We start from the raw sequence: 14,914 nt of genomic DNA, 5'->3' as shown, positions 1-14,914 counted from the left end.
ACTTCCCGCCTCTTTAAATACCAGCAACGACAGCGCTAAAGCTATCACCCTTTTCCAGGCATCGGACCTGCCCTTTAAACCATCTATCCAGGTAGGTGCCATTGTACACATGTTCGCCTCCGGGGAACAAACAGGGTTTGGTGCTCCCGGTAATGACAAAACGGCGAAAGACTGGAACAAGGGCTTTTCCATTTACCGGGCCAGGGTACTGGTGGGCGGCCAGCTCACAAAAAAAGCCAGCTTCTTTATGGAAACGGAAATCCCTTCTCCCATCGGCATCCAATCCAACGGGGAAAAAAACGTGAAGGTATCGCCCATTATCCTGGACGCACAGCTGGAGTATACTTTTACCAACGCATTCCAGCTCATAGCAGGCATGCAGCTGGTATCCAACAACCGTAACGGCTTACAGGGCGCCGCCGGGTTAATGGCCAACGATTTCACCTACTTCCAGTACCCTTATAACCTGTTTGCCAACAGTCCGCTGCAGGGAAATTTCGGACGTGACCTCGGGGTCAACGCCCGCGGATTTCTCGCAAACGATAAACTGGAATACCGGCTCGGCGTTTTCACCGGCCGCAACGTAGATGGCGGCGCTCCCCTCCGTACGGTAGGCCGCGTTGCCTACAACTTCCTGGATGCGGAAAAAGACTTCTACTACGCAGGCACTAAACTGGGCAACGGCAAAACCCTGGCATGGGGCGCCGGCTTCGACACACAGGCGTCCTATTACAACCTTAGCACCGATGTATTCTTTGACCACCCGCTCGGCAACGCAGGCTCCGTTACACTCAACGCAGCTTTCCAGTACATGACCGGAGGTACCAGCCTGGATTCCAAATATTCCTTTGCTACCCTCATTCCCAAACAAACCGTTCAGTTCCTGGAACTCGGCTACTACTTTAAAAAGTCGAAACTCCAACCCTGGATCCGGTACGAAAACCAGGACGTAAGCGCAGATGCCGCACAAGCCGGCGCCGTTAAACCTGCCAACTTCGATAAAATAAACTCCAGCACCGTAATGGGCGGGGGACTCAACTACTTTTTCAACGGCACCGGTACTAACCTGCGCCTCTCCTACACTACCCGTACCTACAACGTGGCCACCACTATACCAGACGACTATACGAAAAAAACATTCGGACAGGTATGGCTCCAGGCACAGTTCTTCATTTTCTAAGACACAAGCATTCATTCATCTTCTTTATAAAATATAAGTCAACATGAGAAACGCTTTCCTGAAACAACTACCCATCCTGCTCCTGGGCGCCTCGGCACTCTTTTCTTCCTGTAACAACAGCGCCGGGAAAAGCGGCAGCAGCGACTCTTCCGCTACCAAAGAAACCGTGAAAATAGGCGTGCTCCACTCCCTCAGCGGTACCATGGCCATTTCTGAAGTATCCTTAAAAGATGCGGTACAAATGGCGGTGGACGAAATCAACGCCAAAGGCGGCGTGCTGGGCAAACAGATAGAACCGGTGATCGTAGACCCGGCATCCGACTGGGACCTGTTTGCAGAAAAAGCCAAAGAACTGCTCATCGATAAAAAAGTATCTGCTGTTTTCGGCTGCTGGACTTCCGTATCCCGTAAATCAGTACTGCCCGTATTTGAGCAGAACAATGGCCTCCTCTTTTACCCGGTGCAATACGAAGGGGAAGAATGCTCCAACAGCGTGATCTATACCGGCGCTACGCCCAACCAGCAACTGATTCCCGCAGCGGAATACCTGATGAGCGAAAAAGGCGGTGGCTATAAAAAGTTTTACCTGCTGGGAACAGATTATGTGTTTCCCCGCACGGCCAACAAGATCCTGAAAGCCTACCTGCTTTCCAAAGGCATCCCGAAAGAAAACATCATTGAAGAATATACGCCATTCCACCACCAGGATTATCAAACCATCATCTCAAAAGTGAAACGCTTTGCAGCAGATGGTAAAGCCTGCATCCTTTCCACCATCAACGGCGATTCCAACGTGCCTTTCTATAAGGAGTTTGCCAACCAGGGCCTCTCTTCAGCTACCTGCCCTATCATGGCGTTTTCTGTGGCGGAAGACGAACTCCGCTCTATGGACACGGAGTTCCTGGTAGGACACCTGGCGGCATGGAACTACTTCCAGTCGAACGACCTGCCCGAGAATAAAAAATTCGTGGCCGACTTTAAAGCCTTCTGCGCTAAGAAAGGACTCCCCGGCGGCGATAAAAGAGTAACAGACGATCCTATCTGCTGGGCTTACACCGGCGTGTACCTCTGGGCCAAAGCCGCTGAGAAGGCAGGCTCCTTCGAGGTTTCAAAAGTACGCAACGCTTTATACGGACTGGACTTCCCTTCTCCCGACGGGCTGGTAAAAATGGATCCACGGAATCATCACCTGGCTAAACCGGTAGTGATCGGCGAAATAAAACCCGACGGGCAATTTGATATCATCTGGAAATCTGAAGGACTGGTAGATCCGCAACCATGGTCGCCTTTAACATCGCCTGATAAAGATTGCGACTGGGTGAACCACAACGGTACCTACGCTAAAAAATAAGCAATGCTTTTTTACTGAAGACAGGCTATTTCCAACTTATCAAAAACGACGCGATGAATACTTCCTTACGGATGCTGATGTGCTGCTTATTGCTGCTGCCGCTGTTTTCAGCGGGGCAGGACAGCGCCTCCATCTATACCTCACAGCTGCTGCAACCACCCGCCGACTCCGTGCGCACACAGGCTATTGGCAGGCTGGCCGCCCTTCGTATCCCGGCCACCTTCCCTTTGCTGATGGCGATCAATGATAAAAAGCTGTACCTGCTGGATAATAAAGCGGTTACGGTGGACAGTAAACCTACCGGCGAAGGAACCTACCGGCTTTACTCCCTTTATCCCGATAACACACTCCTTACCAACAGCAGCGGGCAACCGCTGCTGTTGCCATTATCCGCCCTCAAAACGGTTGACATCCCGCGGGGCGACCGCCTCCAACTGGCCGGCATTGCACCGCTGCTGAACCTTTTCAGTAACGATGCGCAAAAACGCATCCTGGCTTATTCACAACTCAAAAATGTGGGCGACAGCGCCACGCTCCCGCTCCTGCAGGCCGCACTGGCAAAGGAAACCAACGCCGATGCACGCCGCACCGGTAAAGATGTACTGTATGCCGCCAAACTACATAAGGCGACTACCACAGCTAACGCCAACGCCTATATTGACAGCATCGGCGATAACTGGAGCGATAATGCACCTGTGCTGTTAAGGAACTACGCCAAAGCAGGATTCCTTAACCAGGAAACCGCCCACTATGCCGCCGCAAAGGCTATCAGCCTGGAGAAACGGTACGACAACCTGCAGCGCATCCAGAATTTTTTCAGCGGGTTAAGTCTTGGCAGTATCCTCATCCTCATTGCCCTTGGGCTTTCTATTGTATATGGATTAGCCGGTATCATTAACATGGCGCATGGAGAATTTATGATGATAGGCGCCTACACCACTTATTGCACGCAAATATTTTTCACCCATACACTGGGCATTCCACAAACAGATATTTTCTTCCTCTGCGCCCTGCCCCTGTCGTTCATCGTGGCAGGCGCCATGGGCTGGATCCTGGAGCGGCTGGTGATCCGTCACCTGTACGCCAAACCGCTGGAAAGCCTGTTGGCTACCTGGGGTGTAAGCCTTATACTGATCCAAAGCGCCCGTTTGTTATTCGGTGATTTAACCGCAGTGAAAACGCCGCAGCTCCTGTCCGGCGGCTGGCAGGTATCCCCGCATCTCACCTTACCCTATAACCGCATCTTTATTATTGTGCTTACGCTGATCATGGTGCTGTTCACCTACCTGATGCTGTTTCGCACCAGGCTGGGTTTACAGATCAGGGCAGTTACACAGAACAGGCAAATGAGCGCCTGCCTGGGCATAGAAACCCGGCGCGTGGCATCCATTACCTTCTTTATTGGCTCGGGACTGGCCGGGCTGGCGGGTTGCGCCATTACACTGATTGGCAACGTGGTGCCTGATATGGGACAAACTTATATTGTAGACTCTTTCCTGGTGGTAGTTACAGGCGGTGTAGGTAAACTGGCCGGCACTATCTTTTCCGGTTTGGGCATTGGCTTCTTCACAAAAATATCGGAGTCCTTTTTCCAGGCAGTATATGGTAAAGTGTTTATCCTGGTGTTTATAATGCTGTTCATGCAGTATAAACCCAAAGGCTTATTTCCAGACAAAGGCCGCATTGCGGAAGATTAAAAACCGGGCATATGAAAACGAACAACAACACACTGCTATATATTTTATTTATCGCTGTTTTTGCGATCCTGCTGCCGGCAGGTTACCTGTCGGGCCTCCTGTCTGTGAACACTATTTCCGTATGGGGGCGTTATTTCTGCTTTGCCATTGCGGCGCTGGGTATTGACCTCATATGGGGTTATACCGGCATCCTTTCTATGTGCCAGGCCTTCTTCTTTTGCCTGGGCAGCTATGGCATTGCCATGCATTTGCTGCTAAAGAAAACGGCAGCAGCCGGCGCTGTGCTGCCTGATTTTATGGCCTGGAACAAAATAGACACCCTGCCCTTCTTCTGGCAGCCGTTCCAATCCTTTGGCTGGTCGCTGGTACTGTGCCTACTCATCCCTGCGGTGTTTGCCTTTATTGTTGGGTTTGTATTATTCAGAAGCCGTATCAAAGGCGTGTACATGGCCATTATTACACAGGCGCTTACATTGGCGATGTGGCTCATTTTCCTGCGGAACGAAACAAATTTAGGCGGTACCAACGGTCTTACTGATTTCAGCACCATACTGGGTTTCCCCCTCTCTTCATCTTCCGTAAAACTAGGGCTGTACATGATTTCCTTTGCCGTATTATGCGGGGCCTATTTTTGCTGTTACCGCATTACGCATTCCAAGTTCGGGAAAGTGTTACAGGCGATCCGCGACAGTGAATCCCGTATCAGTTATACAGCTTACAAGGTAGTGGATTACAAGCTGGCCGTTTTCGTAGTAGCGGCACTGTTAGCCGCTATAGGCGGTATGCTGTACCTGCCTCAAACCGGTATTATTACACCGGGCCGTATGGATGTAAAAGCATCGGTAGAAATGGTGATGTGGGTAGCGCTCGGCGGAAGGGGCAACCTGAAAGGCGCCGTGATAGGCGCCCTGCTGGTGAATTTCCTGTACAGTATCTGCACCAGTTTATTCCCCGATTCATGGTTGTTTATACTGGGCTTCCTTTTTGTAATTACGGTATTATATTTTGATAAAGGATTTATGGGATTGATAGATAGCATCAAACAAAGATTTTCCGCCACCCGGTTTAAAACACCTCAAACTACCCACTGATATGCTACTCGACGTAAATAACCTGGCAGTATCATTTGGCGGTGTACATGCACTGGACCTGGATCGTTTCAGCCTGCGCGATAAAGAACTACGGGTGATCATTGGCCCTAACGGAGCTGGTAAGTCCACCTTCCTGGATATCATCTGCGGAAAAACAAAAGCAGACAAAGGAAATATCACCTTTAACGGTAAATCCCTTCTGGGAAAAACAGAAGTACAGATCGCTGAAGCCGGTATTGGCCGCAAGTTCCAGAAGCCGTCTGTATTTCCCGGGCTATCGGTGTACGATAACCTGCTGCTGGCCGCCAAAATGAAGAAAGACATCTTTTCTTCCCTCTTCTTCAAATCCACACCAGCGCTGGCCGACAGGATACACCATGTAGCCGTGAAGCTATCGCTCACCAACGTGATGTACAAACTGGCCGGCGATCTTTCCCATGGGCAGAAGCAATGGCTGGAAATTGCCATTGTAGTACTGCAGGACCCTACCCTGATGCTGATAGATGAACCCGCCGCCGGCATGAGCGATGAAGAAACGGAGAAAACCGGCGCGCTGCTGCTGGAACTGTCTAAAGCCCACGGCATTATTGTGATTGAACACGACATGAAATTTGTAGAACAGATAGCCAACGAACTGGTAACCGTGCTGGTTCGCGGCAAACGACTGATGGAAGGCACTTTCGCGGAAGTAAAGAACGACCAGCGCGTAATAGATTGTTATTTAGGCCGTACTAACGCTCAATTGGAAACATTATGATGAACACACCGGTATTAGCTGTAAACAATATCTCCGCCGCATACGGGCAGAGCATTATTCTGCGGGGCACTACCCTTGCGGTAAAGAAAGGCGCCGTTACTACGGTGATGGGCCGCAACGGCGTTGGGAAAACCACGCTGCTAAAAACCATTATGGGCCTGCTTCCTGCACAGGAAGGCAGCATTGTTTTCAACAATGAAAATATTACCACGCTGCCGCCGCATAAAAAAGCAAAAGCAGGCATCGCCTATGTACCGCAGGGCAGGGAAATTATCCCGAAGCTAACGGTATATGAAAACCTGCAACTGGGGCTGGAAGCGCATCCCGACCGGAAGGCAAAGATCCCCGAAGAGGAGATCTATCACCTGTTTCCCATCCTGAAAGATTTCCGCAAACGCGCGGGGGGCAATCTCTCCGGGGGGCAGCAACAGCAACTGTCCATTGCCCGCGCACTGGTAAGCAACCCTTCCCTGCTGCTGCTCGATGAGCCTACTGAAGGGATACAGCCTTCCATTGCGCAGGAAATAGGCAGCATCCTGCAACAGCTGGTACAGGAAAAAGGATTGTCTGTTTTACTGGTGGAACAAAAGATAGACTTCGCCAACCAGGTAACCGACCATTACTATTTTATGGACCGTGGCCGCATGGTGATGGATGGCACCGCAGAAGAACTGAAACACGCGGAGCTGGAAAAACATATTGCCGTATAGTAGCCGCGGGCAGGTTTTATTATCTTTAGCATTATGCATCCTGTATCCGAAGACAGAAGTATTTTTAAGATCTTCACCATCCTCTACGCGGTGGCGCTCACCACTATTGCGTTATTGTCGGTGTTCAGCCAGATCAAGATCCAGCAGGCGCTGAACCACCAGATGAACGACTCGCATGTGATCAACTTTGCCGCGAGACTGCGCACTTACAGTCAAACCCTGAGCAAACTGGCGTTGCTGCTGGAATCCGGCCGCGATATAGAGGACAACCGGAAAGAGTTTATCAATACGCTGAAGCAGTGGCAGAAATCGCACGAAGGCTTACAGGCAGGCAGCAACTTCCTTAACCTGCCGGCCAACGACCAGGATGAGCTGAAGCAGATGTTTGACATTATCCGCACGCCTCACCAGGAAATATGGGACGCCGCCAGTAAAATGATCACGGTGCTGTATCGCGATACAACCTTTAACGCGGCGCATATACGCCCTTATGTGCAAACCATCCTGGCGTATGAAAAATCGTACCTGCTGGGCATGGAACTGATCGTGTTCGACTACGACCGCTTTTCCAAGGAACGCATCCGCAACCTGAAAGAGATTGAATACATTGTACTGGGCCTGGTGCTGTTTACACTGATGCTGGAAGCCGGCGTGATCTTCTATCCCCTCTCTACCCGTATCCGGAAAATTATCCGTGGGTTGGTAGATGCAGAAGAAAGGGCCCGTAAGTTAACCGAAGAAGTGCAGCTGGCCAACCAGGAGAAATTACTGCGCCAGGAGATGGAGCAACGCATCCGCTCCTATTCCATCATCAACGGACAGGAGAAAGAACGGAAGCGCATTGCCGCAGAAATACACGACGGCATCGGGCAAATGCTTACCAGCCTGCGGATGAAGCTGGAGCAAATAGAAGACCGGAGCATACAGCATGATCCCGAAATAGCCATGGTGAATACCATGATGTACAGCATCATCCATGAAACCAAACGCATCTGTGCGGACCTGTTGCCCAGTGTGCTGGAAGACTTCGGGCTACGCGCCGCCATCGAGGAGCTGATAAAGCTATGCAGGCAAACGGCGCCGGGTATCGGGTTCCAGCTGGAAGAAACTTTATCGGCCGCACCCTTGCCAAAGGAAGTTAAAACGGGCGTTTACCGTATCTTGCAGGAGGCATTGAACAATGCCATTAAACATGCAGACGCAGATACTATTGAAATAGATATTGACGGTACCGCCAACTTCCTGCAGCTAAGCGTGAGCGACAATGGCAAGGGCTTTCATTTCGACAGCCGGCAGCTATACTCCGGCGAGCAGGTTAAAAAAGTAAATGGCATCCGCAATATGAAAGAAAGGGCAGAATTACTGGGCGGTACGCTCCAGATCAATTCGCAGCCCGGCACCGGAACAATTGTACAGTTGGCAATAACTTTTTAGCAATGAAAAAAACAGGCGTTTTTTTAGTAGATGATCATGAAATATTCCGCAACGGTCTTAAACAGCTCATTAACAGCGAAGCCGATATGGAAGTGATTGGAGAAGCCAGCAGCGGTGAAGATGCCATACAACAATTAGCAGGGATCCACCCGGATGTGATCATTATGGACATCCGCATGCCGGGCATGAACGGCCTGGAAACCAGCATCCGCCTGCTGGAAAAAAATCCCCGTGGCAGGATCCTCTTCTTCAGTTTATTTGACGAACCCGACTACGTAGCTGCCGCCCTTGAAATGGGCGCCAGTGGCTATATACTGAAAGATACCAGCAACAAAATATTCCTCAGCGCCATCCGCACCATCCACCAGGGCAGGTATTATTTCATTGGGGAGGTAAGCGACGTATTGGTGAAGAAATACCTGGATGCACGCCAAACGCCCGGCAATGGCGGCGCCCAGGACATTTCCCTTTCCCGCCGGGAAGAACAGATCATGCGCATGATCAGCCGGGGGCTTAATAATAAAGACATTGCCGAATCGCTGAACATCAGCATCCGCACTATTGAAGCGCACCGGATGAACATCCTGCGCAAGTTCCAGGTAAACAGTATAGAAGAAGCCGTGGAGTATTGTAAAACAAACGGGTTACTGAAAGAGGAATAAGGGAACCGCTTGCCGCGGCTCCCTGCATGGATCTATTTTTTCCAGGTGTTATCTTTTGCATTGGCATCCATAAACAGGTTGCCATCCAACCGCACGGCGGTTACTTCTTTCTTCACTGCCAGCTCCAGCGTTGTTGCTTTAGTATTGGCTTTCCATACCGCGGGCGTTTGGTGATACGCCGCTTCGCTGCCATCCGCGAAGGTCACGATCACATCAAAAGGGATCGCAAACCCGCCGGTATTGGTAATTTTCACCGATACATGTTTCTTGTTTTGTGTTACTTCAGATAAAGTAAGATCGATGTAGTTATAGCTGAAGAACCAGTTGTTCCAGAACCAGTCGAGGTTTTCACCGGCGGCGGTGTTGAAGGAATAAAAGTAATCCCAGGGGATGGGATGTTTACCATGCCAGTTGTCCATATAAGCATGCAGGCATTTTTTGAAGCGCGCATCACCGAGCAGGTCTTTCACCGCCAGGTACGACAATGACGCCTTGCCATAAGAGTTATTGCTGTAGCCCATTCCGCTTACCTGGTTGGACATGGAAATGATAGGCTGGTCTTCTTCCGTAGAGGGATCAAAAATATACTTGGTAACCCTGAACTTTTTGTAGAAGTTATCCGCTGTTTCCTTTCCTTTTTCCGCGATGCCGATGAGGTATTCAAAGGTGGTGGCCCAGCCTTCATCCATAAAGGCGTAGCGGCTTTCGTTGATGCCCATATAGAAAGGGAAATAAGTATGTGCTATTTCATGGTCCTGCACCAGTTGTGCGAAGCTGAGGTCGTCGCCCACAGAACCGTCGTTCACCATCATGGGGAACTCCATGTCTGCAAAGCCCTGCACGGCAGTCATTACCGGGAAGGGATATGGTACGCCCGGCCAGTGGCGGGAAAACCAGCTCAGGGCATTTTGTGAAAATGCTACCGAATGACGGAAGTCTGTTGCCGTATCGTTATAGGCTGCCTGTACGCTGGCGCGGCGCATAGTGCTGCTGTCTACCACCACGCTGGAGGCATCCCATACATAATGGTTGCTGGCGGCGAAGGTAACATCCGCAATGTGGATGGCCCTGAACTTCCAGGTGTTCTTTTCCTGCTGCCGGGTTACTACTTTGCGTTGCATTTCATCGAGGGTAGCAATATGCATCACCTTATCGGCGGTATACGACTGTTCCAGGCGTTTCGCGAACTCAGGCTGCAATACTTCCGAGGCATTGAGCAGGTTACCGGTGCCCCACACCACGAAGTTTTTGGGCACGGTTACCGATACATTATAATCATTGAAGTCGCTGTAAAACTCCACCCGGTCGGTATGATCCAGTCCGTCCCAGCCGTTGTAGTCGTCGTATACCGATACGCGGGGATAGGCGTAGGCCATAAACACGGAGGTGCTGTCCAGCATGCCTTCCCGGCCGCTTTGTATGGAAAGGTCGTAGTGCCAGCTGATCTGCAGCTGCAGGCTGTCTTTCGGCTGCAGCGGTGTTGGCAGTACTATATTCGTTACCGTGCCCACGTCGTTATTGATCTTCAACGCCACACCATTGGCGATCAGCGTATCGATGGTAACGCCCTCCGTTAAGAAGTTTTTGCTGGTGTACCCGGAGCGGGGCGATTGCGGCTTGTGCAAATTCACAATGAGGCGAAGCAGGAAGCCTTTCAAAGCATTGGGGCTGTTGTTCACATAGCTGATCGTTTCGCTGCCGGTCACTTTGCGGTCCGGCGGATTTACTGACAGGCGGATATTATATGTCCCCTTGTTCTGCCAGTAATTCTTTCCTGGTGCACCGCTTTTGTCGCGGGTTCCGTTTGCATATGCCTGTTTGATATTACGGGGCATATACAATTCCTGTGCTGATGCTATGGTGTTTGCACCCAATAACAGCAGCAGGCTGTAAATAAGTTTGTTCATAAGCAATTGCTGGTTACAAGCGTTAAAATTAGGGAAGTATGGGGAAACATCTCAGGGATTTATGTAAACGGCAGTTTTTTAAAACCGGTCGTTGCCTGTATCAAAATCGAACATATTAAAACATCTCCAAAACTATAAATTTGTTGTTATTAAACAACATCCGGTTCCGGCACCATTTTCCCGGCAACGGTCGAAAATAGCATTTGCATGCAGTTAAAACTTACGCTCCGTCATCTCTTAAAGAATAAAAGTTATACGGCCATCAACATCGTTGGTCTTGCTACCGGCATGGCCGTTACCTTACTGATTGGCTTATGGATCCGGGACGAAGTGACCTTTAACTACTGGCATGAACGTCATAACCGGCTGGCGCAGGTGATGGATGTACAGGAAATCAATGGAGAGAGCACCACCGGCGATGCCGTTGCCATTCCCTTGGCGGAAGAACTTCGCCACAACTATGCAGGCGATTTTAAACGGGTAGCCATTGTGTACCCTAACTTCACGCATACCATTGCGGTGGGCGATAAGAGGCTGTCGCAGTCCGGTGTATGGGCCAGCCCAGATTTCCCCGAAATGCTGACCCTCAAAATGTTGCATGGTAAAAGGGATGCGCTGAAAGATCCTACTGCCGTGATCATTAACCAATCGCTGGCCACGGCTTTATTCGGCAGCGCCGATCCTATGGGGAAAGCTATCCGTATGGATAACCGTACCGATCTGCAGGTAGGCGGTGTATATGAAGATCTTCCGCAAAGCACCGCGTTTTATGGTACACAGCTGTTCCTGCCCTGGGACCGGGCCGTGAGTACTATTCCCTGGCTGAAAGAGGAAGTATCCAAATGGGACACGCATTATTGGAAGCTGTTCGTGGAGTTGAATGAAGGTATTGATGTGAAAAAGGCCAGCGCAAAGATCAGCGGCGTAGTACAGCAACATGTAAAAGCAGGCAAAGAAACGCTGCTGCTGCATCCTATGAACAGGTGGCATTTATACAATGAGTTTAAGAACGGCCAGGTAAGCGGCGGGCGTATCCGCCTGGTATGGCTGTTTGGCGCCATAGGCGCGCTGGTATTGTTGCTGGCGTGTATCAATTTCATGAACCTTTCTACTGCCAGGAGCGCAAAGCGTGCGAAGGAAACCGCTATCCGCAAAGCTATTGGCGCCACACGGGCACAGCTGATCCGGCGGTTCCTCGGCGAATCACTGCTCCTCTCCTTTTTATCGTTTGCATTGGCGGTAGGCTTGGTATGGTGGCTGCTGCCATTGTTTAACCGGATCACCGAAAAGCAGATCGTTATTCCCTTCCAGGCTCCGGGGTTATGGATAACCGGTATCGGGTTTGCGCTGCTTACCGGTTTACTGGCCGGCAGTTACCCCGCATTTTATTTATCATCTTTCCGGCCGGTAAAAATATTGAAAGGCGGGTTTACCGCAGGCCGTTTTTCCCTGCTTCCCCGCAATGCCCTCATGGTATTGCAGTTCAGCGTATCTATAGCACTGATCATCGGAACGGCGGTTGTATACCAGCAAATCCAGTATGCAAAGAACCGCCCCGTGGGTTACACCCGGGAAGGGCTGATCAACCTTACCATGAATACGCCTGAGATGTTTGGGGCACCTTACAATGAATTACGCGCGGCGTTGCTGGAAAGTGGCGCAGTAGCAGATATGGCCAAGGCTTCGCACCCTACCACGGAAAACCCGGGCAACAGCAATGATCTGAGCTGGGAAGGCAAGGTACCCGGCGTAGCGGCGCCCATAGGGTTTGTAACCGTTTCGCATGATTATGGAAATACTATTGGCTGGCAGATAAAAGAAGGGCGCGATTTTTCCCGGAGCTTTCCTACCGATACCGGCGCACTCATTTTAAATGAAGCAGCGGTAAAACTCACAGGATTAAAGCATCCCATCGGGAAAATTATACAGGCCGGCGGCGAACCGCATATGATTGTTGGCGTAGTGAAAAACATGGTAATGGCATCTCCCTATACACCTGTTCAACCGGTTATATTCTCACTGCAATATGGCGTGTATAATGCCCTTACCGTAAGGGTAAACCCAGCCATGCCATTAAGAACGGCGCTTGCAGGCATTGCCGGCGTATTCAAAAAGTTTAACCCCGAAGGACCTTTTGATTTTACTTTTACAGATGAGTTGTATGCGAAGAAGTTTTCCGATGAGGAGCGCATTGCGCGACTGACCACTGTATTTGCCGTGCTGGCTGTTTTCATTTCCTGCCTGGGTATCCTGGGCCTGGCGGCATTTATGGCGGAACAGCGCACTAAAGAAATCGGTATCCGCAAAGTGATGGGCGCTACGGTGTCCGGCATCCTGCTGCTGTTATCAAAAGATTTTGTGAAGCTGGTGGTGATAGCGTTGCTGGTGGCTACACCGCTTACCTGGTATTTTATGCAGATGTGGCTGAATCATTATGCCTATCATACCCCCTTATCGGCATGGCTGTTTATTGCCACCGGTGCGGGTACTATTCTTATTACCTTGCTCACGGTCGGTTACCAGTCTGCCAGGGCCGCCCTGATGAACCCGGTAAAGAGCCTGCGAACGGAGTAATGTGCTAATTCAGCTCCGCGCCCGCGCGACTGTACTTTCTCCGGTATTCCTGCGGGGTTAAGCCGGTATACCGTTTAAATACCTGGCGGAATGTTTTCTGGTCGTTATAGCCTGCGTTATACATCAGGGTATTGATATTGAGTGCGCTGTTTTCGAGTTCTTTTTTGGCAGATTCAATTTTCACGCGCTGGAGATACTCCAGCGGGGTGTTATGTGTGGCGATTTTGAAACGGCGTACAAAGTTACGCTTGCTCATATTGGCAATACCGGCAATCTGTTCTATGGAGATCTGCTGATCATAGTGTTGCTCTATGTACGTTTGCGCTTTGAGGATGCCTTCATCTTCATGGCGGCGCTGCCCCTGGAACACAGCGAAATGCGCCTGGTTATAACGGTCCATATCAATAGAGAATACTTTGCTTACCTGGATACTGATTTCCCGCCCGCTGAATTTTTCTATCAGGTACAATACCAGGTTCAGCGAAATAAAGGCGCCGCCGCTGGTGTAAATACCGTCTTCATCTGTCATTACCTTATCCGGCAGGATATTAATACCGGGGTAGCGGTTACGCATATCATCGAGGGCCATCCAGTGAGAGGTGCAGGATTTGCCGTTCAGCAGCCCGGCTTCGGCCAGGAAATAGCTTCCCAGGCACAGGCTGGCAACTTCTGTACCGCAGGCGTGCATAGTGCGGATCCAGTTCACCAGCGCCTTGTTCTTTTCCAGTACGGTATCCGGCGAGCCTTCAAAAGCGGGCGCAAGAATAAGATCGGTATGCTTTACTTCATCGATGGTTTTAAAACAAATAAACTGGGCCGGCGTATGGAGCTGGATATTTTTCATCTTTTCACTCACCAGTTCCAGCTTAAAGGCAGGCTCTTTCCCTGCTTCAGCAAGAAAACGGTTGGTCGCTACCAGGATATCCATCACACTGGACACGGACGATAAAACGGCATCTTCATAAATCAGCAAGGAAACAGTCTTCATAGCATTTTGTGTCTGTTACAACACAAATTTAACCTATTCCGGTGGCACAAACACCCCCTAAATTAGTCGCATTCACACACGCTCTTTTACATTTTAACTCCTGAGATTTGTAGTACATTAAAATCATAGAAATCATGAGTACTCCTGTAACGACTGGTTTTAAAGATAGTGCTGTTAAACCCGGTCCCCCACACAAGGTTGTATCTGCTGAAGAATGGCAGGAAGCCAGGAAAAAGTTCCTTCAGAAAGAGAAAGAATATACCCGTTTAAGAGATGAGCTTACCCGTGAGCGTATGGCATTGCCATGGGAAAAAGTAGAGAAGAACTATGTATTTAACGGCCCGGAAGGCAAGGTAACCCTTTCCGATTTGTTTGAAGGCCGCAGCCAGCTGATCATCCAGCATTTTATGTTTGGTCCCCATGAAGAAACAGGATGCGTAGGCTGCTCTTTTGCAGCAGACTCCATTAATGGCGTGTTACCCCACCTGGAGCATCACGATGTATCATTAGTAGTGGTATCGCGCGCACCGCTGGCAACGCTGGAAGCGTTCCGCAAACGTATG

Annotated in this window: 12 protein-coding genes; 10 read left to right on the top strand and 2 right to left on the bottom strand. The window is 50.2% G+C overall.

Annotation, left to right across the window (positions count from 1 at the left end; translation table 11 throughout):
• From VN105_RS19625 to VN105_RS19590, 8 genes are all read left to right on the top strand, one after another.
• Window positions 1-1,180, top strand: a 1,180-nt coding sequence (locus VN105_RS19625; RefSeq protein ID WP_325643343.1) for a hypothetical protein, incomplete at its 5' end; no start/stop codon positions are given.
• A 43-nt stretch (window positions 1,181-1,223) separates the two neighbouring features.
• Complete coding sequence (gene urtA / locus VN105_RS19620) at window positions 1,224-2,531, top strand: urea ABC transporter substrate-binding protein (protein WP_325643341.1); 1,308 nt, start codon at window positions 1,224-1,226, stop codon at window positions 2,529-2,531.
• Window positions 2,532-2,584: 53 nt separating this feature from the next.
• The gene (gene urtB / locus VN105_RS19615; RefSeq protein WP_325643339.1) at window positions 2,585-4,228 is read left to right on the top strand and encodes an urea ABC transporter permease subunit UrtB; all 1,644 of its coding nucleotides are present in this window, start codon (window positions 2,585-2,587) and stop codon (window positions 4,226-4,228) included.
• Between the two features lie 11 nt (window positions 4,229-4,239).
• Window positions 4,240-5,319, top strand: a complete 1,080-nt coding sequence (gene urtC, locus VN105_RS19610; RefSeq protein WP_325643337.1) for an urea ABC transporter permease subunit UrtC — start codon at window positions 4,240-4,242, stop codon at window positions 5,317-5,319.
• A gap of 1 nt (window position 5,320) precedes the next feature.
• A complete protein-coding gene (urtD, locus tag VN105_RS19605; protein WP_325643335.1) occupies window positions 5,321-6,076 on the top strand; it encodes an urea ABC transporter ATP-binding protein UrtD in 756 nt (251 codons plus the stop codon).
• On the top strand, window positions 6,073-6,786 hold the full coding sequence (gene urtE / locus VN105_RS19600) for an urea ABC transporter ATP-binding subunit UrtE (protein WP_325643333.1): 714 nt from the start codon (window positions 6,073-6,075) through the stop codon (window positions 6,784-6,786). The genes urtD and urtE overlap by 4 nt, the downstream gene beginning before the upstream one ends.
• Window positions 6,787-6,819: 33 nt before the next feature.
• Window positions 6,820-8,220, top strand: coding sequence for an ATP-binding protein (locus VN105_RS19595; protein ID WP_325643331.1), 1,401 nt, complete (start codon window positions 6,820-6,822; stop codon window positions 8,218-8,220).
• Window positions 8,221-8,222: 2 nt separating this feature from the next.
• The gene (locus VN105_RS19590) at window positions 8,223-8,882 is read left to right on the top strand and encodes a response regulator transcription factor (protein WP_325643329.1); all 660 of its coding nucleotides are present in this window, start codon (window positions 8,223-8,225) and stop codon (window positions 8,880-8,882) included.
• 32 nt (window positions 8,883-8,914) lie between these two features.
• Here VN105_RS19590 and VN105_RS19585 read toward each other — a convergent pair whose 3' ends face one another.
• A complete protein-coding gene (locus VN105_RS19585) occupies window positions 8,915-10,789 on the bottom strand; it encodes a M1 family metallopeptidase (protein ID WP_325643327.1) in 1,875 nt (624 codons plus the stop codon).
• 207 nt (window positions 10,790-10,996) lie between these two features.
• Here VN105_RS19585 and VN105_RS19580 point away from each other — a divergent pair, with 207 nt between their 5' ends.
• Complete coding sequence (locus tag VN105_RS19580) at window positions 10,997-13,363, top strand: ABC transporter permease (RefSeq protein ID WP_325643325.1); 2,367 nt, start codon at window positions 10,997-10,999, stop codon at window positions 13,361-13,363.
• A gap of 4 nt (window positions 13,364-13,367) precedes the next feature.
• Here the strand turns inward: VN105_RS19580 and VN105_RS19575 are convergent, their stop codons facing one another.
• Complete coding sequence (locus VN105_RS19575; protein ID WP_325643324.1) at window positions 13,368-14,351, bottom strand: GlxA family transcriptional regulator; 984 nt, start codon at window positions 14,349-14,351, stop codon at window positions 13,368-13,370.
• A 134-nt stretch (window positions 14,352-14,485) separates the two neighbouring features.
• On the opposite strand from VN105_RS19575, the gene VN105_RS19570 reads away from it, so the two are divergent.
• A partial coding sequence (locus VN105_RS19570) for a DUF899 family protein (RefSeq protein WP_325643322.1) occupies window positions 14,486-14,914 on the top strand: 429 nt, incomplete at its 3' end.

Origin of the sequence: Chitinophaga sp. (genome assembly GCF_035564935.1) — a bacterium.
GTDB lineage: Bacteria > Bacteroidota > Bacteroidia > Chitinophagales > Chitinophagaceae > Chitinophaga.
Note: the sequence above shows the minus strand (reverse complement) of the source record. Positions and strands in the feature narration are given on the sequence as shown.

Excerpts from the sequence above, each read along its gene's own strand:
- urtB (WP_325643339.1), top strand. The coding sequence starts at position 2,585 with ATGAATACTTCCTTACGGATGCTGATGTGCTGCTTATTGCTGCTGCCG.
- VN105_RS19595 (WP_325643331.1), top strand. The coding sequence starts at position 6,820 with ATGCATCCTGTATCCGAAGACAGAAGTATTTTTAAGATCTTCACCATC.
- urtC (WP_325643337.1), top strand. The coding sequence starts at position 4,240 with ATGAAAACGAACAACAACACACTGCTATATATTTTATTTATCGCTGTT.
- urtD (WP_325643335.1), top strand. The coding sequence starts at position 5,321 with ATGCTACTCGACGTAAATAACCTGGCAGTATCATTTGGCGGTGTACAT.
- urtE (WP_325643333.1), top strand. The coding sequence starts at position 6,073 with ATGATGAACACACCGGTATTAGCTGTAAACAATATCTCCGCCGCATAC.
- VN105_RS19585 (WP_325643327.1), bottom strand. The coding sequence starts at position 10,789 with ATGAACAAACTTATTTACAGCCTGCTGCTGTTATTGGGTGCAAACACC.
- VN105_RS19590 (WP_325643329.1), top strand. The coding sequence starts at position 8,223 with ATGAAAAAAACAGGCGTTTTTTTAGTAGATGATCATGAAATATTCCGC.
- urtA (WP_325643341.1), top strand. The coding sequence starts at position 1,224 with ATGAGAAACGCTTTCCTGAAACAACTACCCATCCTGCTCCTGGGCGCC.
- VN105_RS19575 (WP_325643324.1), bottom strand. The coding sequence starts at position 14,351 with ATGAAGACTGTTTCCTTGCTGATTTATGAAGATGCCGTTTTATCGTCC.
- VN105_RS19580 (WP_325643325.1), top strand. The coding sequence starts at position 10,997 with ATGCAGTTAAAACTTACGCTCCGTCATCTCTTAAAGAATAAAAGTTAT.